The organism is Micromonospora ferruginea, from assembly GCF_013694245.2.
Classification (GTDB): domain Bacteria; phylum Actinomycetota; class Actinomycetes; order Mycobacteriales; family Micromonosporaceae; genus Micromonospora; species Micromonospora robiginosa.
The window spans coordinates 5,179,083-5,200,597 of sequence record NZ_CP059322.2 but is presented as its reverse complement, the minus strand read 5'-3'; the positions used below and the strand labels follow the sequence as shown (position 1 = coordinate 5,200,597).

Sequence of the window (21,515 nt, the reverse complement as noted above, 5' to 3'; positions counted from 1 at the left end):
TCAGGCGATCGCCTCCTGCAGGTCGGGCGCCGGCAGGAAGCGCGCCGGGCGCGGCGGCTGGCTCATCGACCGCACCCAGACCAGCAGCCCGACGAACGCCGCGCCGAGCACCGCCATCACGAGCTGCCCGGTCACCGTCCCGTACGGACGGATGTAGTCGCTGTTCACCAGCCCGTACGCCAGCGTCGCCAGCGTCATGCCGGTGAGGAAGCGGACCGCGAAGCGCGGCTGGGTCCGCTTCGCCTCGACCTCACGCCGCGTCGTCACCTCGGCCGAGGCGGCCGAGGCGATCGAGCCGAGCACGTCGCCGAGGCGCTCACCCCGGTCGGTGAGGTGCAGGATCAGCGCGGCGACCACCTGGTCGGCGACCGGGTCGGCGATCTCGTCGGCGAACGCGAGCAGCGCCGACTTGGCCAGCCAGCCGGCCTGGAGGCGGGCGGCGAGCGTGCGTACCTCCTCCTGGATCTCCTCCGGCGCGGTGGCGATGGTGCCGACGATGGCCTGCTGGAGCCCCTGCCCGGTGGCGGAGATGTCCTTGAGCCGCCGGGTCCACTCGCCGACCGCCTCGACCCGGGCGATGGCCCGCTGCTCGGCCCGGCCGACCGCGAACAGCCACGGCACCCCGGGCACCGCGAGCGCCACCAGCAGGCCCACCACCGGCAGCCCGGTGAGCAGGAACGCCAGCGCCCCGACGACCACCGCGCCGCCGAGCAGGATCCGGTGCCGCCGCTGGTCGGCCTGCCCGGCCCCGGAGCCGGTCCAGAGCCGGCCCAGGCCCGGCCCGGCGCCACCCGGCGTCGACCTCGGCGGGCGGCGCGTGCCGACCAGCGCGACCACGGCCAGCACCAGCCCGGCCACGCAGGCCGCGCCGGAGACCAGGGCGATCAGCTCGATCTGCGTCATGCCCGGCCCCCGTCCGGCCGCCGCCCCAGCCGGGTGTGCCGGGGACGCCGCCAGGCGCCCATGCCGGCCTCCACGAACCGGGTCAGCAACCGGGCGTCGTAGCCGACCCGCAGCAACTGGTCGCGGATCCGCTCGGGCAGGTGGCGGGGGACCGCCCGGCCGTCCGGCCCCGGCCCGAAGACCGTGGTGGTGGTGATCCGGTTGCCCTCGCCGACGCCGATGACCTCCTCGACGTGCGAGACGAAACGGTGCTTGCGGCCGCCGATCGCGGTCTCGTCCTCGACCGTGACGTAGACGATCAGGTCGAGCGCGTTGCCGGCCATCCGCCGCGCCTGGTCGACGGTCATCTCCCGGCCGTGGGAGAGCGCCAGCTCGATGATCCGTTCGCTCACCCCCGCCGGGGTGCGGGCGTGGATGGTGCACATCGACCCGCGGCTGGTGGTCATCGCCTGGAGCATCGGCACGATCTCCCGGGACCGCACCTCGCCGACGATGATCCGCAGCACGCCCATCCGCAGCGACACCGGGATCAGGTCGGCGATGCTCACCTCGCCGGCGGGTCGACCGTCCGCGCCGCGCTCGCCGTGCCCCTCCCGGGACTCGAAGCTCATCACCGCCCGGTGCTTGTGCCCGCGCCGGGCCGGCAGCAGTTCCCGGCTCTCCTCCAGCAGCACGTACGGCTCGTCGGCCGGGATGTCGTCCATCAGCGCCCGGATGACCGTGGTCTTCCCGGCCCCGGCCAGCCCGGCGACCATGATGTTCAGCCCGGCCCGCATGGACGCGCGGAGGAAGTCGCGCAGCAGCGGGTCGATCATCTCGTCCAGGTCGGGCCGGCCGCCGGCGATGTCCTCCAGGCTCACGTCGAGCGTGTTGTGCTTGCGGATCACCGCGTAGGGGCGGTGGCTGACCAGGAAGACCGCGGCGAGCCGGCTGCCGTCGGGCAGTTGCAGGTCGAGCGTGGGCTTGCTGGTGGAGAGCGACCGCTCGGTGGCGCCGGCCCGGCGGGCGGCGGCCTGGAGGATCTCCACCAGCTCGTCGTCGGTCTCGGCGATCGGCTCGGCCCAGTCGACACCGCCGCCGTGGCGGGTGATGCGGACCTGGTCGCAGCCGAGGATGTGCACCTCCTCGATGGTCCCGTCGACCAGCAGCGTCTGGAGCCGCCCCAACCCGACCAGCTCGGCGGTCACCTGGTCGAGCAGCAGCCGTTCCTCGTCGGCGGCCATCGGCCGCCCGCCCCGGCGCACCGAGTCGGCGTAGGCGGAGACCACCGCGACGGCCAGTCGGGCCCGCTCGACCTCCTCGGCGTCGGCGTCGAACTCCCGCCCGCGCTGCCAGTGGGTGAGCCGTTCACTCAGCTCCCGGCGCAGCTCGCGGACCACCGCGAAGTCGACGCGGGGGCGCGGTGGCGCCGGCGGCGGCGCGGCGGGCAGCGCCGGGCCGGCGACGTGGTGCCGCCCGTTCGGCGGGGCCAGCGGCGGGACGGTGGAGACGACGCCGGGCTGCGGGGCGCGCGGGTCGTGCGAGACCGGCTCAAACCGCACCGGACACCCCCGGCGCGGTCGGCACGATTGGCGCGCTCGCCGGGCGGGCGGGGGTCGCCCCGGGCCAGGCCAGCCGGGCCCGCCGCCGGTCCAGCAACGCCCGGACCGGCACCTCCAGTGCGCCGGCCGCGCGCATGAGCGGCCGGTTGGCGCGCACGGTGCCGCCGTGGGCGAGCACCTCTGCGGTACGCGGATCGTGCGGCAGCCGGGCGATCACCGGCAGCCGCAGCACCTTGCTGATCTCGCTGGTGCCGTGCCCGTCGCCGACCACCAGCAGGCGCAGGTTGCCCGGGGGGACACGGTGTTCGGTGAGGTCGCGTTCGACGGCCCGGACCGTGGCTCTTGTGGCGGAGAGATCGGGCAGGTGCGCGCGGGTGACCAGCAGCACCACCGCGGCGGCCCGCAGCAGCGGCCACGGTGGACCGCCCACCGCCAGCCGGCCGCAGTCGACCAGCACGTCGTACGGGGGCACGCCCCGTTCCAGGCCGGTGAAGTAGTCGGCGAACCGCTGCCAGAGCGGCACCAGGCTGCCGGCCTGGGCCGGGTCGACCACGCCGGGCAGCAGCAGCCGTTCGCGGCGCGGCGCGTCCAGGTCGACCAGTTGCGACCAGAACGTGCTCTCCAGGCTGCCGTCGCGCAGCTCGCCGACGGCCAGCTCACCGATGCCGCGCGGGCCGTCGAGCGCCCCGCCCAGGTAGCCGGCGAGGATCGAGCCGCCCGCCGGGTCGCACTCGGCCAGCACGAGCCGGCGGTGCCAGCTCAGCGCCGCGGCCAGCGCGGTGGTGGTGACGCCCGGCGAGCCCTTCGCCGAGACCAGGGCGATGATCGCCATCAGGCCGCCTCGGTGAGCACGAGCGCGATCCGGTCGTCGGCGGCCAGCACCACCACCGCCGGCACGTCCCGGACGGCCAGCGCCAGGTAGACCACCACGTCGTCGTTCTCCGGCACGGTGGTGTCGATCACGGTGGCCTCGAACCGGGTGCCGCCGCCACGCGTCGCCTCGGCGCCGCTGGCGCCGCTGTCCGGCGTGCTGACCAGCAGCACCTTGTCGCCGGGGTGCAACTTGCGGGCCGGCACCCGGGCGGTCTCCAGCCCCAGCGCGATCTGCTGCTGGCCGGGGCCGAGCAGCGGGGCGTCGGTGAGCTGGGCCGGGGTGAGCAGCGTGCCCGGGGTGAGCCGGACGGCGGCGCGCAGGCCGAGCAGGTCCTTTATCCGAGCGGCCGGAACCGGCCGCAGTTCGCGCCCGCCGGAGACGCGCACCGGCACCAGGTCGTCGGCGGTGATCTGCTGGCCCACCTCGACCGGCCGGGCCACCGCGAGGTAGCTGCCGGTGGAGCGCACCGAGGTGACCGCGAACGCCGCGCCGAGCCCGCCGAGCGCGATCAGCAGGATCGCGAGGCCGAGCAGGCCGGGCCGGATCCGCCGCTGCCGGACCACCTTGGGCGGCGCGACCGGCGCCTCCACCGGGGTCCCGTTCCGGGCTGCCACCACACTCATCGGGTCACCACCTGAAGCTCGTTGATCTGCACCGGGACGACGCCGCTGACCCGGCTCTGGGCGATCACGCCGCTCTCCCCGCCGCTGGACGTCCACTCGACGGTCCAGAACGTGGTGGCGTGGACCTGGTAGGTGCCCGCCGTGGCGTAGCCGTGCGGGAGGCCGCAGTCCGGCGAGGGAGAGCCGGCGTGCGGGCCGTCGGCCTGGTAGGGGGTGCCCGGCCCGGTGCACGTGACGTCGACGCCGGGGGCCATGTGCCAGACGATCCGGGTCACCTTGGCGGTGATGTCGACGGTCAGCCCGCGGTCGGAGGCCGAGGCGGACAGCGGCCCGAAGTAGGAGGCGCCGGGGCTGGCCCACATCCAGACCGGCAGGCCGACCAGGCCGGCGCCCTTGCTGCGTCGGGGCGCGACCGCGGCGCGGGGGCGCAGCAGCGAGATCGAGGCGAGCGCACGCCGGGCCAGCTCCTCCGGGTCGGGCGGGGTGCCGTAGCCGGGCGGCGGGTCGGCCCGCAGCTCCTGACGCATGCTGCCCAGGTCGCCGCCGTTGCAGGTGAGCTGGTACCACTGCTGCCCGGGCGGCGCCTCCCCCTGGGGTTCGGCGAGCTTGTAGTAGCAGCCGTCGCCGTTGTTGAACCAGCCGAGGTCCGGGTCGTAGCAGGGGATGACGCGGCCGTTCCACTGGCACTTCGCGGTGCCGCCGCCGTTGCCGCCCCCGCCGTCTCCGCCTCCGCCCGGCCCGCCGGGATCCCCGGGGACGGGCGGGTCGTCGTCCCAGACGTCGCAGTCGGTCTGCCCCGGCGGGCAGGAGCCGCCCGGGTCGGCGGCGCGTGCCGGCGCGCCGGTCAGCATGAGCAGTGCCGCCACGCCGGCGGCGAACCACCGCCGGTGGGACGTCCCGGCCCGGGTCCGCTGGGCCGGGACGCCCTCTCCTCCCCAGGTCAGCACGGCTGGTCCTGGTGCGCCGTGCCGGTGTTGACCAGCCATCGGCCGTCCGGGTAACGCGCTGCGGTCGCGGTGGCGAGGTAGCGCCCGCCCCCGGTGCCCGGCACGGTCTTGCGGTCCTTGGCGTAGACCAGCCGGTAGCCGCGCGCGTCCAGGCAGTCCTGGATCTCCACGGTGGGCGGGTCGGCGGCCAGGTCGACCGAGACGACGGTCGGGTCGGAGACCAGTTTTCCGGTACGCATCGCGCCGTGCTCCTTCGCGTCACGAATTGCCACCCGTACCCGGGTCAGCAGCGGATCGGCCAGAAAACGGTCCAGTGCGGGATGGCCGGGATCGCTGCGCGCGCTCGCCGCCCGGGAGGCATCGAGATATCCGGAATAGGCGGCGAGTGCCGCCTTTTCGGCGGCGCGCTCGTCGGCGGTGGAATGGGTGGCGGGTGCGGCGGCGCCGCCGGCCAGCGGGCCGACGGCCGCCTCGGGCCCGCTGCCGCAGCCGGCCGTGCCGGCCACCAGTGCAAGGCTGAGCAGGCAGATTTCCCATCGGCGGGATTGCCATACGCGCAAAGCCGAGCCCTCCTCGGTGCCGGCCCGGTGCGGTCGCGTGGGTCCGCTCCGGGCATGCGGAAGCGCGCCCGGATCTGTCCGACCGGGCCTCGACGGCCACCGCTTGCATTTACCTATGCTGATCTTTGTCGAATGTGGAGCTGATGTCCTCGGTCGGCCTCCGACGCCAATTGATCGGGGGTTGCGTCGTACCCAAGGGGCGAGCATAGGCTGACGTCCGCCGATGCAACAGAGGCAATTCACGTGAACACGGTGAGTGAAGAGGGGTGGTGGGGGCAGGTGAGCGTGCGGACGGTGCCGAGCGGTTCGACCGCGACCGACCCGGTGGCAGGCGTGCGCCCACCCGCACCGGTCCACCCGCCGTCGGCGACCCGTCCCCACGCCGCCGCTATGGGTGGGGACCACCCGGGTCGTCCGATCCGTCCCACCGGCCGGCCGCGCCCCGCGCACCCTGCCCGCGTCGGCCGCCCCGGCACCCCGCCGGACGCCTCTTTCCGCGCCATCCGTCACACGACGATTGGAGATCTGTCACTCTGCGTGCTCCGATGTGGAGGTCGCGACTACCGGACGGGGGAGCCGGCGTGACCACCGAACGGGCCCGGGACCTCGCCCCGCTGGCGGTCACCCGTCGCCCGGTCGTCCGGCTGCTGGCCACCCTCGCGGTCGTGCCGCCGGTCCGACTGGCGGTGGCCCGCTACGCCGTACCCTCGGACTGCCCCGACCGGACCGGGTGCGACGCCTGCGGCGCCCCGATCGGGCTGGACCGGCCACTGCCGGCGCTCGGCCCGGCGGCCCGCTGCCCGGGCTGCCGTGCGCGCGTCGGCGCGCCACCCGCGGTGGCGGAGGTGGCGCTGCTGGTCGCGGTGGCCGTCCTGATGCTGGCCGGGGGGCCGCTCGGCGTGCGCCTGGCGCTGGCCTGGTGGCTCGCCTGTGCGGTGCCGATGGCCCTGGTGGACGCTGCCGCGCACCGGCTGCCCGACCGGCTGACCTGGCCGGCCGCGGGGGGCACCGGGGCGCTGCTCGGGGTGGCCGCGCTGGCCGGTCCCGGCCCGGCGCCCTGGCTGCGGGCGGTCGCGGCCGGGCTGGCCCTCGCCGCCGGTTTCGCGACCACCACGCTGCTGCTCGGCCGGCGCGGGTTCGGCCTCGGCGACGCCAAACTGGCCCTGGGCGCGGGTGCGCTGCTCGGCTGGCACGGCTGGCCGGTGCTGGTGGCCGGGCTGGTGCTCGCGGTCACCCTCGCCGCGCTGGCCGGGCTGGCGCTGCTCGCCCTCCGGCGACTGCGCTGGTCCAGCCACCTGCCGTTCGGCCCGTTCCTCATCCTCGGCACCGCCGCCACCCTCGTGCTCGTGTAAGGCGGGGCCCCCGGTTAACGCCTCCGGTATAGGCGGGGCCCCCGGTTAACAACCGCCGCCACGGCGGGTCAGCGGGGCGTGGCCCAGGGTGCTAGAACTCAGGGCGTGACGGACGCTGAGACGCGACCCAACGTCGCCCGGATGTACGACTACTACCTGGGCGGCTGCCACAACTTCGCCGCCGACCGGGCCGCCGCCGAGGAGATCCTGAAGATCTTCCCGGACACCGGGGTGGCCGCCCAGACCAACCGCGCCTTCCTGCGCCGCGCCGTGCGCTGGGCGGCCGAGCGGGGCGTACGCCAGTTCCTCGACGTCGGCGCCGGGCTGCCCACCCAGGGCAACGTGCACGAGGTGGTCCGCGCGGTGAACCCCGACGCCCGGGTGGTCTACGTCGACCACGACGAGGTGGCCGTCGCGTACGCCCGGCGGCTGCTGCCCGCCGACGGCCGCACCGTGGTCATCGAGGGTGACCTGCGACGGCCCGACGGGTGGCTGGCCGACCCGGCGCTGCGAGACACCATCGACCTGGCCGAGCCGGTGGCGCTGCTGCTGGTCGCGGTGCTGCACTTCGTGCCCGACGCGGACGACCCGTGGGCGGCGGTGGCCCGGTTGCGCGACGCCACCGCCCCGGGCAGCCTGCTCGCGCTCTCCCACCTGACCCTGGACGGCGCGCCGCCGCTGCCCGCGCGGGCCGGCACCGAGGTCTACCGGCGCAGCAGCGCGCCGCTGGTGCCCCGCACCCACGCCGACGTGTCCCGCTTCCTCGACGGCTACGACCTGGTCGAGCCCGGTCTGGTCCGGCTGGCCGACTGGCGGCCCGACGGCGAGCCACGGGCGGCGGTGTCGCACGGCTACGGCGGGGTGGGCGTGCGCCGCTGAGTGGCCGCGCTCACTCCAGGCCGCGGTGGGCGGCCCAGAGCGCGCCGGCCCGGTCGGCCGCCGCCGCCACCAGCGCGGCCAGCTCCGGCCGGTCGGGCACCCGGAACGACACGTACGCGCCGCGGCCACCCGCCGTGGGCCGGCCGTACGCCTTCGCGGCGAGCGAGCCGTCCGGCAACAACCGGATGTTGAGCGTGGTCAGGGTGAACTCCTCGCCGCGCCGGGTGTCGGTCCAGCGCAACGCCTCCGGCACGGTCACGTTGACGGCGAGGGCGGTGACGTCGGGCGAGGCGTCGCTGCTCATCCCGGCATCGTCGCACGGCGGCTCAGCGTCGTCTCCCGGTCCATCCGGGACAGCTTCTCCGGGTTGCGCACCGCGTACAGGCCGCTGATCCGGCCGCCGTCGAGCCGCACCGCCACCACCGTGTCCAGCTCGCCGTCGAGCCGCACGACCAACGCCGGGTAGCCGTTGACCTGCGCCGGCTCCATCGACGCCGCGCGGGCGACGCGGCCCCACCCGCCGGCCAGCAGGCGGGCCACCTTATCCGCGCCGGCGACCGGACGCGGGATCGCCTGCTTGATCCCGCCGCCGTCGCCGACCAGCACCACGTCCTCGGCGAGCACGGCGACCAGCGACCGGAGGTCGCCGGTCTCCACCGCCCGCCGGAAGGCGCCGAGCACGTCGCGGGTCTCGGCCGCCGAGACGGTACGGCGGGGCCGGCGCGCCGCCACGTGGGCGCGGGCCCGGTGCGCGATCTGGCGTACCGCGGCCGGGCTCTTGTCGACCGTCTCGGCGATCTCGTCGTAGTCGACGTCGAACACCTCGCGCAGCACGAACACGGCCCGCTCGGTCGGCGCGAGCGTCTCCAGCACCAGCAGCATGGCCATCGAGGCGCTGTCGGCCAGCGCCACGTCGTCGGCCACGTCGGGCGCGGTGAGCAGCGGCTCGGGCAGCCACGACCCGACGTACGATTCCTTGCGCCGGCCGAGGGTGCGCAGCCGGGTCAGCGCCTGCCGGGTGGTGATCCGCACCAGGTAGGCGCGCCGGTCCCGGACCTCGTCGAGGTCGACGCCGGCCCAGCGCAGCCAGGTCTCCTGGAGCACGTCCTCGGCGTCGGCGGCCGAGCCGAGCATCTCGTACGCGACCGTGAAGAGCAGGTTCCGGTGGGCGACGAACTCCTCGGTGGCCCGGTCCGCCATGACGTGCTCCCTGTCCGCTCGGCTGCGCGTTCCCCACCAGACGCCGGCGACCGGCGCGGCGTGACACCTCGCCGCTGTGGCGGTCGTCACCGGGCCACGGTGTCACGCCGGCGTCGCCGCCGGCATCTCGTGTTCGTCCGAACGCCACGCCACGGAGAGGGCGGAACCATGGAGACCCGAATCAACCTGTTCGACAACCCGATCTCCGCCAAGTTCCTCAAGCGGTTCGCCAACGCCGGTCTGGCGATCCAGCAGTCGCCGCTGTCGCACACCGTGCAGGAGTTGGTGTCGCTGCGGGCCAGTCAGATCAACGGCTGCGGCTGGTGCATCGACATGCACACCAAGGAGGCGGCGGCGGCCGGGGAGAGCGCGGTGCGGCTGCACCTGGTCGCGGCGTGGCGCGAGTCGAGCGTCTTCACCGAGGCGGAGCGCGCCGCGCTGGCGTTCGCCGAGGAGGGCACCCGGCTCGCCGACGCGTACCAGGGGGTGTCCGACGAGACGTGGGCCCAGGTGCGCAAGCACTACGACGAGGACCAGCTCGCGGCGCTGGTCTGCCTGGTCGGGCTGATCAACGCGGCGAACCGGGTCGCGGTGATCGCGCACCAGCAGGGCGGCTCGTACGAGGCGGGGATGTTCGCCGCGGCGGCGCATTGACGGCCCGGGCGCCGGCCCGGGTGCACTCCGGGCCGGTGCTCAACCGGCCGGCGGGGCCGCCCGCCGGACGATCTCCTCCACGGTCAGCGGGCTCCGCGGATGGTGGGTGAGGCACATCGGCGCCTGCATCCTGGTGAACCGGGCACCCTCTACGGCGGCGTAGAACTGGCCGGTCCGCAGCTTGCCGATGTCGGGGACGTCGGTTCCCTTCGCCCGGGCCACGTCCCGGGCGGCCTCGATCTGCACCGGCACGGTGAGCAGGCCGAAGAACTGTGTGGCGGCGTTGCCGGGGATCTGGTTGTGCAACGCCTTCGGCGCCTGGGTGGCGAAGACGAGCCCCAGCCCGTACTTGCGGGCCTGTGAGGTCAGCGCGAGGGTGCTCTGGGTGCAGGCCGTCACGGCGCCGGACGGTGCCAGCGTCTGCGCCTCGTCCATGACGAAGAGCCCGCCGAGGGGCCGGTCCCCGGCCGGGTGGCGCTTGATCCAGGTGAAGAGCGCGAGCTGCAACTGGTTGACGAAGCTCTGCCGCTGGTGCTCCTCGGCCAGGCCGGCGAGATTGATCACCGAGACCCGGGCGCGGCGGCCGGGAGGCGGGGTGAGCAGTTCGCCCGGGTCGACCGGTGTGCCGGCACCGCCCAGGAGCGGATCGTTGATCAGGGCGGCCTTGAGGAGTTGCGCCATGCCCGTCGCCAGCTTGGGTGCGCTGTCGAGCTGGCTCACCCCGTCCGGAAGGTCGTTGAGGACGTCGGTGAACGCGCGTAGGTCGTTGGCACCGGTGCGGGCGTAGCCGATCAGCGCCTCGCGCAGCACGGCCCGGCCGAGCCGGGCCTTGTCGGTGCCGCCGTCGACCCGGGCGTGCGGGGCGAGCGTGGCGACGGCGGCGTTCACGGCCGAGGTGAATCCGTCCGGGTCGTCGAGCACGTCGGCGAAGACCGGCAGCGGCTGGAACACCAACGGCCGGCCGGCCTGCCGTCCCGGCGTCCAGATCACCACGTCGGTGCCGGCCAGGTATTCCGCCGCCCGCCGGGGGTCGTCGGTGTCCCAGCCCGGCGGTGGCGCGGGCCAGGCCTCGCCGAGCCGGGCCAGGTCGTTGTTGGGGTCGAGCACGATGGCCGACACGCCGCGCAGGGCACACTCCTCGACCAGGCGGCGGATCAGGACGGTCTTGCCGGAACCGGAGCCGGCGAAGATGACGGTGTGCCGGCGCAGCGCTTCGAGGTCGATCCCGACCGGGTCGGCACGCCCGGTGACCGTGCCGATGTCCATCCGCTGCGGGTCGATGCCGGCCACCGGCGGCGGGGGAGCGATCGTCGGTGGCTCCGGGACGGGCCCGGCGGAGCGCGGTGCCGTGGTCTCCGGCGGGGGCGTTCCGGCCGCCCCGGGGGGCGGGTCCGCCGGCCGTTCCTCGGCCCGGGTGGCTGCCGTCCCGGCCCGCCGGTCACCCAGCGCCTCCCGCAGGCAGGCGATGTCGGAGGCCGGCCGGCGGTCGGCGAACCAGGGCCGCAGCGTCTCCCGCCCGTAGTCCTGGATGAGTTGCTCCAACGCGACCATCCGGGCGACGTCCGGCCCGTCCAGGCGGAGCGTGCGGCCGCCGGCCCGCTCGAACGCGTCCAGCACCTCCCGGGTACGGGCGCCGGCCGACCACTTGGGACTGCGCAGCAGGAAGAGTTTCCGCTTGGCGACCCCCTCGGTGAGCCCGGCGGCCGTGATGGCGTTGCGGATCCGGTTGAGCGCGGCGATGTGGTGCGGTGCGGAGATGGCCCGGAACGACCAGTGCTCCTCGTCCTCGCTGTCCTCGCTCAGGCTGTGCCGCAGCCGGGCGTGCAACGCCGGTTTGGTCCCGGCGGGGATCGGGTCGAGGCTGAACGCGTCGACGGCCGCCCCCTGCGCCGCGATCCACGCGGTCAGGCCGGCTTCGAGCAGGCGCGGGACGCGGGCGTCCTCGGACTCGGGTGATCCGGCGGAGGTGGTGTCGGCGGCGGCGACCAGCTCGGCGTACCGGGGGTCGATCTTGTTGAATCCGCTCGTCCGGCTCTCCGGCGGCGGTTCGGGGACGGGGGTCGGCACGATTCCGTCGGCGTGCCGATCGCCGGTGGCGTGCAGCAGGTGCCGCAGTTCCCGCGCCTCGCCGTCGGCCAGGCAGCCCCGTACGTGCGCGTCGATCCGTCGCAGCAGCTCCCGGGGGGTGAAGCCGACGACCTCGGCGAACGCGTCCGGGTGGACCGGCCAGGTGGGATGCGGCGGCGTGAACCCGATGCTCTCGAAGAGCACCGCGAACCGCTTCTCGACCAGCTCGCGGCCGACCTCGACGGTGGGGATCTCCTTGAGCGGGGCGGCCTCCCGGAACCGGTCCTGGACGGTGTCCGTCGCCTGTTGCTGGATGCTGCGCCAGGTCTGCGGCAGGCACGACACGACGGACAACGTCCGGCGGGTGGTCTCGCGCAGCGCCATCAGGCCGCTGGCGACCTGTTCGAGCAGCAGCGAGGTCTGCCAGTCCGCCTCGCCCCGTGCCTCCTGGTTGGTCGCCTTCACGGACTGGGCGATCATCAGGTCGATCTGGTCCACCGCGATCACGGTGGGGCCGACGACGGCGAGCAGCCGGGAGATGTCCCGGACGACCTCCTGCGGCGCACGCCGGCTGCGCCGCAGTCCCCATCCGGCCCGCTGCCCGGGCTCCTCCTCGTCCATCGAGGAGAGGAAGTCGTAGCCGATGTCCTGCACGGCGGACTGCTCGGCCGCGTAGAGCACCAGGGCGCGCGCGGTGTCCTGGCACTCCGTGCCGATCCGCCGGTCCTTCTTGCGGACCAGGTCGACGAAAGCGTCAAGCGTGGACCGGCTGAGTTCGGTCTCGCCGGCGACCGCGCGCCGTACCGTCCGGGGCGCGCCCACCTCGTCGGCCAGGCGGCGCAGGAACGTCCGTAGCTGGGTCGTCTCGTCCGACGTCGGCCGGACCAGGCCCTCCAGGATCGAGATCGCGGTGCGTTGCCAGAACGTCCGGGCCTCCAGCAGTTCGACCAGGAAGAAGAACCCGCCCCGGCGCTGCACCTGCTGGCGGACGGTGCCGATGAGGTGGGTCTTGCCGGTGCCGCGCTGCCCGAGGATGGCCACCCCGACCGGGCTGGAGTCGGTGCTGGCCTGAGCCTCCGCGAAGCTGTCCAGCACCGTCGTCACGACGTCGTGGTGCAGGCCCGCCACGTGGAAAGGTGTGGGTTTCCAGACGTCGTCGGGGGTGGGTGCCCAGTTGAACCTCAGCGCCGCGAGGGCACGGCGTTGCTCGTCACCGATCATGACGAGATGGCGATCAGATGCTTGTCCTGGTTGCCGATGGTCACCGCCGCGGCCCGCTCCTGCGGCTTGAGCACCTTCTGGTTGGACTCGGGCACGAGGTGGACGCCGCGCTCCTGGTTGAGCGCGACGAGCGCGGCGTCGAAGTCGGGGCGGGACAGGTCGGTGAGGGCGTCGCGGAGGTCGGCGAGCATCACGTAGTCACCGGGGCGGGCGGCCATCTCGTGGTACGCCTGCCGGATCAGCGTGACCGCGTCGCCGGCCCGGGCCGGCGACGACTCCACCGGTGGCGCGACGACCTCGCCCCGGTTGATCTGCATCCGGAACAGGTCGTCGGCGCGGGTCCCGGAGTGGTCGATCAGCCGGCGCAGGAAGTCGAGCGCGACGTAGAGGGTTCCGCCCGCGGTGCCGGCGCCCTTCGGTGGCTCCGCGCCCAGCTCCTCGGTGGCCCGATCCCAACCCTTGTCGGTGAGCGACAACGTGATCGGCTTCTCGGTGACCTCGATCAGGCCGGCTGACTGGAGCCGGCGTCGGTGATCCGCTTTCAGGCCGATTCCCGCGACATTGGTGAAGTAGGTCTGCGGCAAAGGCGCCGCCTTCATCATCAGCGTGAGAAGAATGCACCGGTCGACGAGGGTCAGTTCCTTTTCCGGCATGCGGATGCTCCTCTACGGCACGAGCGCTCACCGCGTCGACGGTGTGATCGAAGGCTCGGAAGGGGTGGCCATGATCGAGGCGGACGACGGGGCGCCCCCGCCGCACGGGCCGATTCTGCCGACGGTGTCCGACTCGCGCAAGGTCACCGATCTCGCTGACGAAAGCCGACAGGGCAGCACAGTGGATCTTCAGCGATCCTGCGTGGACGGCCTGACTGAAACACCTGTTCGGCTGCCGGGGCGAGGTCCGCCGGCCTGACCATTGCCAAGCGACAAGGACAGCGGGCAGCATGGCAGACCGGTGAGTGGGCCGGGAGTTCCGCTCCGCCACGACCCCTCCCGCCTGTTCCCGGAAATACGTCACGGAGGTGACCGGTGCAGTCCGAGGTGGTCCGCTACCAGGTCGACGACGAAACGGTAGCCCTGATCGAGGTCGAGCCCACGCCCGGTTTCCAACCCGCCGGTTTCGGTGACGTCGCCGGCTGGGTGCGCGAATCCGCGGCACCGGCGGTGGCTGCCGCCCGGGAATTGCTGGAACAGGTCAAGACCGTCTCTCCCGACGCGGTGGAGGTGCGCTTCGGGATCAAGGCCACCGGCACGGCGAGCTGGGTGGTGGCGAAGGCGACCGGGGAGGCGAACTTCGAGGTCACCCTCGCCTGGCAGCCGGACGGCGCCACCGATCGCGGTGCCGGGTCACGGCGCTGACGGACGGGTCGGCCCGTGACAACGGCCCCGGACGGCAGCCCGTGGGCGGTGGCCCTGCACCGTGCGGCCAACCCGCACACGGCGGTCGGCACCGGCATCGTCATCGCCGCCAACCTGGTGCTCACCTGTCACCACGTGGCGTGCACCGCCGACGGCGCCCTGCACCCCGATCTCTCGGTCGCCTTCCCGCTCGCGCCCAAGGTCGCCTACTTCGACCGACGCAAGGTCCGGCGGTGCCGACACGACGGCATGCGGGAGGCGCACGTCGATTTGGTCGTGCTCGAACTCGCCGAGCCGGTTCCGGCGACCGTCACCCCGGCGCGGCTGCGCTGCCTGGCCGCCAAGCCGCTGCTCGACCGCCCGTTCTGGGCGTACGGCTTCCCGCCCGCGGTGGTCGGTGGCCTCCAGGCGACCGGTTCCGTCGTGGAGGCCGGCGGCTACGGCCACGTCACCGTCGACAGCGGCACCGGCGGGCCACTCAGCAAGGGGTTCAGCGGGGGTGCCCTGTGGTCCCCGGAGTACCAGGCGGTGGTCGGCGTCGTCGTCACCGCCGACGGCAAGGGCAAGGGCCAGGCGGTGACCCTGCACCACGCCGACGAACAGGTGCCGGCGATGACGTTGGGCGCGTTGTCGGCCTGGCGGGTCGAGGACGCCGACGACGCCGCGCTCTCGGCCTGGGGGTGGACGCTGAGCACCGACGGCGAGGCCGGCCGGCACTGGTTGCCCCGGGCGCGGGGCGTCGCCGTCGACACCGAGGGCGGCGCGCGGTTCCGGGGGCGTACCGCCGCGCTCCGGCGCGTCGTCGACTTCGTCGACGGCCCGGCGCCCGCCACCCGGCCGCTGATCGTCACCGGGTCACCGGGCGTCGGCAAGTCGGCCGCGCTGGGCCGCGTGGTGACCACGGCCGACCAGCAGATCCGGGACGGCCTGCCGGACGACGACACCGCCGTGCGGGCCACCGCCGGCTCGGTCTCCTGCGCGGTGCACGTCAAGGGCAAGACCGCGCTCGAGGTGGCGATCGAGATCGCCCGGGCCGTCGCCGTCGACCTGCCCGGCGCGCCGGGCGACCTGATGCCGGCGGTGCGTGACCGGCTGGCGCGTCGTCCGGCCCGCTTCGCGCTGGTCATCGACGCGCTGGACGAGGCGGCCGACCCCGGCCAGGCGCGACAGGTCGTCGACGACGTCCTGCTGCCGCTGGCCCGCGAGTGCGGCCGGTACGGCCTCCGGGTCGTCGTCGGCACCCGGCGCGGTGACGACCGGGGTGACCTGATCGCCTGCTTCGGTGAGGCGGTCGAGCTGGTGGACCTGGACACGCCGGAATACTTCGCCGAGGCCGATCTGGTCAACTACGCCCTGGCGACCCTGCGGCTGCTCGGCGCGGAACGGCCGGGCAACCCCTACACCGACCCGGCGACGGCGGCCCCGCTGGCCCGCCGTATCGCCGCGCTGGCGAAGGGAAACTTCCTGGTGGCCGGTCTCGTCGCCCGGGCGCACGCGTTACGCGACATCGAGCCGGTCGACCCGGCGTCGGTGTCGTTCACCGCGACCGTGGCCCACGCGCTCGACTCCTACCTGGCCGGGCTGCCGGCCGCCGGGTCGGCGTCCGCCCGGCTGGCCCTCACCGCCCTGGCGTACGCCGAGACGCCGGGCCTGCCGCTGTCACTCTGGCGGATCGCGGTGACCGCGCTGGGCGGCACGGTCACCGAGGAGGAGCTTCTCGGGTTCGCCCGTACCTCGGCGGCGAACTTCCTGGTGGAGACCGGCGGCGGTAGCCGGCCCGCGTACCGCCTGTTCCACCAGGCGCTCAACGACGCGTTGCTGGCCGGGGCGTCCCGCCGGGACGACCAGCGACGGCTGGTCGCCGCCTGGACCGGGTTGGCGGCCGAGGTCGGCTGGGCCTCGGTGCCCGACTACCTGCGGCGCTCCCTGCCCCAGCACGCCTGGCGGGCCGGGCTCGTGGAACGGCTGCTGGCCGACGAGGACTATCTCCTGCACGCACACCTGGAGCGGTTGCTCTCGGTCGTCGACACCGAGCGACCGCTGGCGCCGCTCTCCCGATCCCGGGTGCGGCTGCTGCACCGCACGCCGCTGGCGGTCGCGGCGGCGCCGGCCGAGCGGGCCGCCCTGTTCTCGGTGGTCGACCGGCTCGACGGGCTGGGCAGCGGGATCCGGGCCGACGGCGCGCCGTATCGGGCTCGCTGGGCGTACACCCCGCCCCGGCAGGAACGCAGCGTGCTGGACGGGCACTCGCAGGCCGTCTACGACGTGGCGGCCGTCGAGCTGGACGATCGGCGGCTGCTCGCCTCCGCCGGTGACGACGGCACGGTCCGGCTCTGGGATCCGCTGACCAACCAGTCCGAGGCGGTCTTCACCTGTCACGGCGACACGATCCGAGGGCTGTGCGCCGTCCGCACCGGGGCGGGCGAGACGCTGATCGCCACCGCCAGCCACGACGGGACGGTGGGCCTGTGGGATCCGCGGTCGGGCCAGCGCCGGCACGAGCTGCGCGGGCACGACGACTGGGTCCGCAACATCTGCGTCATCCCGCTGCCGGGCGGCGACCTGCTCGCCTCGGCCGGTGACGACCGGACGGTCCGGGTGTGGGACCCGGTGACCGGGGCGCAGCGGTGCGCGCTGACCGGGCACTCCGGATGGGTGACCGCCGTGACGTACGTCCCGGCGGGCGGGCGGCACCTGCTCGCCTCCACCGGCTTCGACGGCGTGGTCCGGGTCTGGGAGCCGACCGTCGACACGCGGCCGAGACTCGTCCTCACCGGCCACGTCGGCTGGGTGACCACCCTCTACGCGGTCCGGTCGCCGGGCGGCACGCTGCTCGCCTCGGCCGGCTACGACGGCACGGTCCGGCTCTGGGATCCGGAGACCGGCGACTGCGTCCACGTCCTGGAGACCGAGGGACCCGTCACCGACCTGTGCACCGTCGAGGTCGACGAGGGCTGTCTGCTCGTGTCGACCGGCGAGGACGGGCTGATCCGGGTGTGGGACGTGCCGACCTGGACCAGCCGGCCGAGCCTGCGGGGACATGCGAGCTGGATCCGCGCGGTGTGCGAGCTGCGGACCGCGAAGGACCGGATGTTGGCGACGGCGGGTGACGACGGCACGGTCCGGTTGTGGGACCCGGCCGGCGGCCGGCCGGACACGGTCGCCGAGCGGGACCGGCTCGGCCCGGTGCACAGCCTCTGCACGGTTCCCGACGAGCGCCCCGGTCTCGTCGCCTCCGGTGGCGCCGACGGCCGGGTGTGGCTCTGGGACGCCGCCACCGGCGAGCGGCTGCGGGAGATCCCGACACCCGGCGGGCCGGTCAACGCGATGTGCGCGGTCGCCGACGTCGAGGAGCCGCTGCTCGTCACCGCGCAGGACGACAACACGGTCGGGTCGTGGAGCGTGCGGCACGGCGAGCTGGCGGGGTCGATGACCGAGCACCACGCCCCGGTCGCGGCGGTCTGCCCGATCGTCATCGACGGCGAGACGCTGATCGCGTCGGCCGGCGACGACCAGGCCATCCGGGTGTGGCATCCGCAGACCGGGGCCGTGCGGACGGTCCTGCTGGGGCACGTCACCCGGGCCTGGGTGACCGCCCTCGCGACGGTCCGGTGGCCCGGTGTGGAGGCGCTCGCCTCGGCGGACAAGAGCGGCACCGTGATGCTGTGGGCCGGCCGGGACACCCCGGTCTGGACGCAACAGGGCCACCAGGACGCGGTCACCGCGCTCTGCGGGCTGATCGTGGCCGGTCGGCGGATGCTGGCGTCGGCCAGCGCGGACCACACGATCCGCCTGTGGGACGCGGAGTGGGGCCAGCCGGCGGGCGGGTTCACCGGTCACACCGCGGCCGTGACCGGCCTGAGCCTGGTGCGCGTCGGCGGGCGGGACCTGCTCGCCTCGACCAGCCGGGACCGGACGGTACGGATCTGGGACCCGTCCACCGGCCGGGCGGTGCACACCATTCCCGTCTACCACCCGGCGCTCACCTGCTGCGCGGTGGACGGCACGCTGCTCGTCGGCCTGGACCAGGGTCTGCTGGCGTTGGAGATCGACGGCGGGCGGGACGTGCCGCCCGAGGCCGCCGCCCGGCTGGTCGGCCGGGTCGCGGTGCGCTGCTGACGTCATCCGAGGTCCTGGAAGAACGCGCGGACGTCCGCGGCGAACAGGTCGGGCACCTCCAGCGCGGCGAAGTGGCCGCCCCGGTCGAACTCGCTCCAGTGCCGGATCGGGTACGCCCGTTCGGCGAGCGCGCGGACCGGCCGGGTGATGTCGTGGGCGAAGACGGCGACGCCGACCGGCGGCGGGCAGGGCGGCGGTGGCCCGCCGGCCGCGTTCTCCTTGATGAACCGGGCCGCGGACGCGGTGGTGCGGGTGAGCCAGTAGAGCGAGACGTCGGTGAGGACACGGTCGACGGCGATGGTGGACGCCGGGTCGGCCCATTCGGCGAACTTCTCGGCGATCCAGGCGAGCTGGCCGGCGGGCGAGTCGTTCAGCGCGTACGAGACGGTCTGCGGGCGGGCGGCGTAGAGGATCTGGTGCGGGTGGCGTTGCGCCATGAGCTGCCGGATCCGGGCCAGCCGGGCCCGGTCCGGCTCGGACAGCTCGGCCTCGCCGGTCCAGTCGGGCGGTGGGGGCGTGGGCAGGTAGTTGAGGTGTACGCCGACGACGTGCTCGGGGTCGACGCCGCCCAGCCGGGTGGAGATCACCGAGCCCCAGTCGCCGCCCTGCGCGCCGTAGCGCTGGTAGCCGAGCCGGCGCATCAGTTCGGCCCAGGCGCGGGCGACGCGGTCGACGTTCCAGCCGCGTTCCCGGGTGGGGCCGGAGAAGCCGAATCCGGGTATCGACGGGACGACCAGGTGGAACCGTTCGGACAGTGGTTCGAGCACGTCGAGGAACTCGACGACCGAGCCGGGCCAGCCGTGGGTGAGGAGCAGCGGCAGCGCGTCCGGGTCGGTGGCGCGGACGTGCAGGAAGTGGATGTTCTGCCCGTCGATCTCGGTGGTGAACTGCGGGTACCTGTTGAGTTCCGCCTCGTGCGCGCGCCAGTCGTAGCCGGTGCGCCAGTGCTCGGCCAGCTCGCGTACCCGCTCCAGTGGGATGCCGTGGTCCCAGCCGGCGTCGGGTAGTTCGTCGGGCCAGCGGGTGCGGGCCAGCCGGTCGGCCAGGTCGTCGAGGTCGGCCTGCGGAACGTGGATCCGGAACGGTGTGATCACGACTCAACCTTTCGTTGGTGCCCCTAACGTTTGCCGCACCAACGTAAGGCCGATTCGTTGGTCGTACCAATGGATTTGTTAGGCTGGTCACGTGGAGACCTCGGACCAGGACGCCGTGCCCGCCCGCCTGGCCGCGCTGCCGAGCTGGCTGCTCACCCAGACCGCCGTCCGGGCCGGCCGGCTGGTGAGCGACGGACTCGCCGCGGTCGACGCCCGCGGCTACCACTTCCGGCTGCTGGCGACGCTCGACGAGTTCGGGCCCGCCAGTCAGGCGGCGCTCGCGAGGCGCAGCGGCATCCACACCAGCGACGTGGTGGCGGCGCTCAACGAACTCGCCGAGCGTGACCTCGTGGAGCGCGCCCCGGACCCGGCCGACCGCCGGCGCAACGTCATCACCGTCACACCGACCGGGCGCCGGCGGCTCCGGCGGCTGGAGAAGCAGCTCGCCGCCGTGCAGGACGAGCTGCTCGCACCGCTGTCGCCGGGCGAACGCGAGCAGCTCACCGGCCTGCTGAGCCGGGTGCTCACCCACCACACCCGACGGTCCGGCTGACTGTCGGGCTCCGTACGGGCCGTAGTCACCCGCATGGATGCGGTGTTAGCCTCCTCCCGCCAGGCGTGATCATGGGAAGGTATCGGGGGACACATGGGGGTCGGCTTCGCGAACCCGGGTGGCCTGCTGGATCCGGACGGCGCCGTCGAACGACTGGCGGCCTGGAAGGGGCGCATCGACCAGCTCGCGGCCGACACCAAGGCGATGAGCGACCGGCTCCAGGAGCTGCGGGTCACGGCCGCCGACGGCAACGGCGTGTGCGAGGTGACCGTCGACTCCGGTGGGGCGCTGTGCGACCTCCGGTTGGGCCCACGCAGCCAGCGGCTCGCACCGGACGTGGTGGCCCGGACCGTCATGGACACCATCCGCGAGGCGAAGCGGCAGCTCGCCGACCGGTCGCAGGACATCATCGCCGACACGGTGGGCACCGACTCGGCCGCCGGCCGGGCCATCGCCGAGCGGGTCGGTCAGCGGCTGCGCGACCCCGACCCGGCGACCGACGGCGGCGCCGACGACCAGTCCGGCCGGTGGTGAGCGGGATGTCCGGTGGGTTCGCGGTCGACGCCGACCAGATCCGCGCGCACTCCCGCAACGTCGACGCCGTGCGGGCCCGCTTCGACGCGGTGAAGACCGCCAGCGCGCACATCGCCCGGGACGACTCCGCGTACGGGCTGCTGTGCAGTTGGCTGCCGGCGATCCTGGAGGGCCGGCACCAGCGGCAGGACGAGCTGATCGCGTACGTGGAGGAGAACCTGTCGTTGGTCGTCGCCGGGCTGCGGACCACCGCCGACAACTACGACAGCGCCGACGCGGACGCCGACGCCGTGGTCCGCAAGGCGGGTGGCGGGTTGACGGGGGCGACGCCGTGAGCGACACGTCGCTGGTCGCCGACGTCGTCTCCACCCGCAAGCCGTGGACCGGCGCGGCCCTGGCCGACAGTTGCCAGGGGCTGGTCGACGCCATCCACAGCCAGGGCTGGGTCGACGACCTGATCGCCGGCGCGGCGTTCGGCGTCGAGGTCGCCGCGACCGTGATGGACCCGCTGAGCGCGTTGCTGGCCAACGGGCTGGGCTGGGCGATGGAATACTTCGAGCCGCTGCGGCAGGTCCTCGACGAGCTGACCGGCATGCCGGACGTCGTCGCCTCGCACGCCGCCACCTGGGACAACATGGCCGCCGCACTCCAGGGCATGGCGACCGACCTGAAGTCCTTCGTGGACGGCGACACCCCGCACTGGCAGGGGCGGGCCGCCGACGCCTACCACAACCTGATGGAACACAACGTGGAGGCGATCAACGGGCTCGGCGGCGTGTCCGCCGCCATGGCCGCCGCCACCCAGGCCGCCGGCAACCTGGTGATGTTCACCCGCGACATCGTCCGGGACCTCATCGCCGACCTGGTGGCCCGCGTGATCGTGTGGGCCGTCGAGGCCATCTTCGTGGTCACCATCCCGGTGATCGCGTCGCAGATCGCCGCCGCGGTCGTGAAGTGGGCCGGCCGCATCCTGACCTACGTCATGGCGCTGATCAGCAGCCTGACCAACCTCTCCGCACTCCTGGACGGCTAGCCG

The 21,515-nt window shown here is 74.2% G+C and carries 21 protein-coding genes; 10 read left to right on the top strand and 11 right to left on the bottom strand.

The annotated features are described in order from the left end of the window. The 6 genes from H1D33_RS22915 to H1D33_RS22890 all read right to left on the bottom strand — a co-directional run bounded on the left by H1D33_RS22915 (nucleotide 1) and on the right by H1D33_RS22890 (nucleotide 5,448). The gene (locus H1D33_RS22915; protein ID WP_414685552.1) at nucleotides 1-957 is read right to left on the bottom strand and encodes a type II secretion system F family protein; all 957 of its coding nucleotides are present in this window, start codon (nucleotides 955-957) and stop codon (nucleotides 1-3) included. After that, complete coding sequence (locus tag H1D33_RS22910; RefSeq protein ID WP_181571194.1) at nucleotides 900-2,444, bottom strand: TadA family conjugal transfer-associated ATPase; 1,545 nt, start codon at nucleotides 2,442-2,444, stop codon at nucleotides 900-902. Before H1D33_RS22910 ends, H1D33_RS22915 begins: the two co-directional genes overlap by 58 nt. After that, complete coding sequence (locus tag H1D33_RS22905; RefSeq protein ID WP_181571195.1) at nucleotides 2,434-3,276, bottom strand: CpaE/TadZ family protein; 843 nt, start codon at nucleotides 3,274-3,276, stop codon at nucleotides 2,434-2,436. The genes H1D33_RS22910 and H1D33_RS22905 overlap by 11 nt, the downstream gene beginning before the upstream one ends. After that, nucleotides 3,276-3,941: an SAF domain-containing protein gene (locus tag H1D33_RS22900; protein ID WP_181571196.1), complete on the bottom strand. Its 666-nt coding sequence runs from the start codon at nucleotides 3,939-3,941 to the stop codon at nucleotides 3,276-3,278. The genes H1D33_RS22905 and H1D33_RS22900 overlap by 1 nt, the downstream gene beginning before the upstream one ends. After that, a complete protein-coding gene (locus tag H1D33_RS22895) occupies nucleotides 3,938-4,792 on the bottom strand; it encodes a hypothetical protein (RefSeq protein ID WP_246412150.1) in 855 nt (284 codons plus the stop codon). Before H1D33_RS22895 ends, H1D33_RS22900 begins: the two co-directional genes overlap by 4 nt. An 89-nt stretch (nucleotides 4,793-4,881) precedes the next feature. After that, complete coding sequence (locus tag H1D33_RS22890) at nucleotides 4,882-5,448, bottom strand: hypothetical protein (RefSeq protein ID WP_181571198.1); 567 nt, start codon at nucleotides 5,446-5,448, stop codon at nucleotides 4,882-4,884. Between the two features lie 581 nt (nucleotides 5,449-6,029). On the opposite strand from H1D33_RS22890, the gene H1D33_RS22885 reads away from it, so the two are divergent. Beyond that, nucleotides 6,030-6,800 (top strand): prepilin peptidase, encoded by a 771-nt coding sequence (locus tag H1D33_RS22885; RefSeq protein WP_246411919.1) that lies wholly within the window; start codon nucleotides 6,030-6,032, stop codon nucleotides 6,798-6,800. A 105-nt stretch (nucleotides 6,801-6,905) separates the two neighbouring features. Then, nucleotides 6,906-7,679, top strand: a complete 774-nt coding sequence (locus H1D33_RS22880) for an SAM-dependent methyltransferase (RefSeq protein WP_181571200.1) — start codon at nucleotides 6,906-6,908, stop codon at nucleotides 7,677-7,679. Between the two features lie 10 nt (nucleotides 7,680-7,689). Here the strand turns inward: H1D33_RS22880 and H1D33_RS22875 are convergent, their stop codons facing one another. Together H1D33_RS22875 and H1D33_RS22870 are read right to left on the bottom strand one after the other, a co-directional pair. Then, on the bottom strand, nucleotides 7,690-7,983 hold the full coding sequence (locus H1D33_RS22875; RefSeq protein ID WP_181571201.1) for a hypothetical protein: 294 nt from the start codon (nucleotides 7,981-7,983) through the stop codon (nucleotides 7,690-7,692). Beyond that, nucleotides 7,980-8,879 (bottom strand): RNA polymerase sigma-70 factor, encoded by a 900-nt coding sequence (locus tag H1D33_RS22870; RefSeq protein WP_181571202.1) that lies wholly within the window; start codon nucleotides 8,877-8,879, stop codon nucleotides 7,980-7,982. The genes H1D33_RS22875 and H1D33_RS22870 overlap by 4 nt, the downstream gene beginning before the upstream one ends. A 168-nt stretch (nucleotides 8,880-9,047) precedes the next feature. Between H1D33_RS22870 and H1D33_RS22865 the strand changes: the two genes are divergently transcribed. Continuing rightward, a complete protein-coding gene (locus H1D33_RS22865) occupies nucleotides 9,048-9,533 on the top strand; it encodes a carboxymuconolactone decarboxylase family protein (RefSeq protein ID WP_181571203.1) in 486 nt (161 codons plus the stop codon). Nucleotides 9,534-9,572: 39 nt separating this feature from the next. Here H1D33_RS22865 and H1D33_RS22860 read toward each other — a convergent pair whose 3' ends face one another. Together H1D33_RS22860 and H1D33_RS22855 are read right to left on the bottom strand one after the other, a co-directional pair. Continuing rightward, nucleotides 9,573-12,821: a helicase HerA domain-containing protein gene (locus tag H1D33_RS22860; RefSeq protein ID WP_181571204.1), complete on the bottom strand. Its 3,249-nt coding sequence runs from the start codon at nucleotides 12,819-12,821 to the stop codon at nucleotides 9,573-9,575. Beyond that, nucleotides 12,818-13,474 (bottom strand): hypothetical protein, encoded by a 657-nt coding sequence (locus H1D33_RS22855; RefSeq protein WP_181571205.1) that lies wholly within the window; start codon nucleotides 13,472-13,474, stop codon nucleotides 12,818-12,820. The genes H1D33_RS22860 and H1D33_RS22855 overlap by 4 nt, the downstream gene beginning before the upstream one ends. Between H1D33_RS22855 and H1D33_RS22850 the strand changes: the two genes are divergently transcribed. The 3 genes from H1D33_RS22850 to H1D33_RS22840 all read left to right on the top strand — a co-directional run bounded on the left by H1D33_RS22850 (nucleotide 13,473) and on the right by H1D33_RS22840 (nucleotide 18,298). Continuing rightward, nucleotides 13,473-13,733, top strand: a complete 261-nt coding sequence (locus tag H1D33_RS22850) for a hypothetical protein (RefSeq protein ID WP_181571206.1) — start codon at nucleotides 13,473-13,475, stop codon at nucleotides 13,731-13,733. The two genes, H1D33_RS22855 and H1D33_RS22850, sit on opposite strands and share 2 nt — an antisense overlap. A 116-nt stretch (nucleotides 13,734-13,849) precedes the next feature. Beyond that, a complete protein-coding gene (locus H1D33_RS22845; protein ID WP_181571207.1) occupies nucleotides 13,850-14,179 on the top strand; it encodes a CU044_2847 family protein in 330 nt (109 codons plus the stop codon). A gap of 15 nt (nucleotides 14,180-14,194) precedes the next feature. Further along, on the top strand, nucleotides 14,195-18,298 hold the full coding sequence (locus tag H1D33_RS22840; protein WP_181571208.1) for a trypsin-like peptidase domain-containing protein: 4,104 nt from the start codon (nucleotides 14,195-14,197) through the stop codon (nucleotides 18,296-18,298). A 2-nt stretch (nucleotides 18,299-18,300) separates the two neighbouring features. Here H1D33_RS22840 and H1D33_RS22835 read toward each other — a convergent pair whose 3' ends face one another. Continuing rightward, entirely contained in the window at nucleotides 18,301-19,392 is a 1,092-nt protein-coding gene (locus H1D33_RS22835) for an epoxide hydrolase family protein (RefSeq protein ID WP_181571209.1), read from the bottom strand. 91 nt (nucleotides 19,393-19,483) lie between these two features. Here H1D33_RS22835 and H1D33_RS22830 point away from each other — a divergent pair, with 91 nt between their 5' ends. From H1D33_RS22830 to H1D33_RS22815, 4 genes are all read left to right on the top strand, one after another. Beyond that, a complete protein-coding gene (locus H1D33_RS22830; RefSeq protein ID WP_181571210.1) occupies nucleotides 19,484-19,945 on the top strand; it encodes a MarR family winged helix-turn-helix transcriptional regulator in 462 nt (153 codons plus the stop codon). Between the two features lie 93 nt (nucleotides 19,946-20,038). Beyond that, nucleotides 20,039-20,479 (top strand): YbaB/EbfC family nucleoid-associated protein, encoded by a 441-nt coding sequence (locus H1D33_RS22825; RefSeq protein WP_181571211.1) that lies wholly within the window; start codon nucleotides 20,039-20,041, stop codon nucleotides 20,477-20,479. A 5-nt stretch (nucleotides 20,480-20,484) separates the two neighbouring features. After that, nucleotides 20,485-20,814 (top strand): type VII secretion target, encoded by a 330-nt coding sequence (locus tag H1D33_RS22820; RefSeq protein WP_181571212.1) that lies wholly within the window; start codon nucleotides 20,485-20,487, stop codon nucleotides 20,812-20,814. Continuing rightward, on the top strand, nucleotides 20,811-21,512 hold the full coding sequence (locus tag H1D33_RS22815) for a WXG100 family type VII secretion target (RefSeq protein ID WP_181571213.1): 702 nt from the start codon (nucleotides 20,811-20,813) through the stop codon (nucleotides 21,510-21,512). Before H1D33_RS22820 ends, H1D33_RS22815 begins: the two co-directional genes overlap by 4 nt. Nucleotides 21,513-21,515 lie beyond the last annotated feature (3 nt).

Excerpts from the sequence above, each read along its gene's own strand:
- H1D33_RS22905 (WP_181571195.1), bottom strand. The coding sequence starts at position 3,276 with ATGGCGATCATCGCCCTGGTCTCGGCGAAGGGCTCGCCGGGCGTCACC.
- H1D33_RS22900 (WP_181571196.1), bottom strand. The coding sequence starts at position 3,941 with ATGAGTGTGGTGGCAGCCCGGAACGGGACCCCGGTGGAGGCGCCGGTC.
- H1D33_RS22895 (WP_246412150.1), bottom strand. The coding sequence starts at position 4,792 with ATGCTGACCGGCGCGCCGGCACGCGCCGCCGACCCGGGCGGCTCCTGC.
- H1D33_RS22875 (WP_181571201.1), bottom strand. The coding sequence starts at position 7,983 with ATGAGCAGCGACGCCTCGCCCGACGTCACCGCCCTCGCCGTCAACGTG.
- H1D33_RS22870 (WP_181571202.1), bottom strand. The coding sequence starts at position 8,879 with ATGGCGGACCGGGCCACCGAGGAGTTCGTCGCCCACCGGAACCTGCTC.
- H1D33_RS22865 (WP_181571203.1), top strand. The coding sequence starts at position 9,048 with ATGGAGACCCGAATCAACCTGTTCGACAACCCGATCTCCGCCAAGTTC.
- H1D33_RS22860 (WP_181571204.1), bottom strand. The coding sequence starts at position 12,821 with ATGATCGGTGACGAGCAACGCCGTGCCCTCGCGGCGCTGAGGTTCAAC.
- H1D33_RS22850 (WP_181571206.1), top strand. The coding sequence starts at position 13,473 with ATGCGGATGCTCCTCTACGGCACGAGCGCTCACCGCGTCGACGGTGTG.
- H1D33_RS22855 (WP_181571205.1), bottom strand. The coding sequence starts at position 13,474 with ATGCCGGAAAAGGAACTGACCCTCGTCGACCGGTGCATTCTTCTCACG.
- H1D33_RS22825 (WP_181571211.1), top strand. The coding sequence starts at position 20,039 with ATGGGGGTCGGCTTCGCGAACCCGGGTGGCCTGCTGGATCCGGACGGC.
- H1D33_RS22820 (WP_181571212.1), top strand. The coding sequence starts at position 20,485 with ATGTCCGGTGGGTTCGCGGTCGACGCCGACCAGATCCGCGCGCACTCC.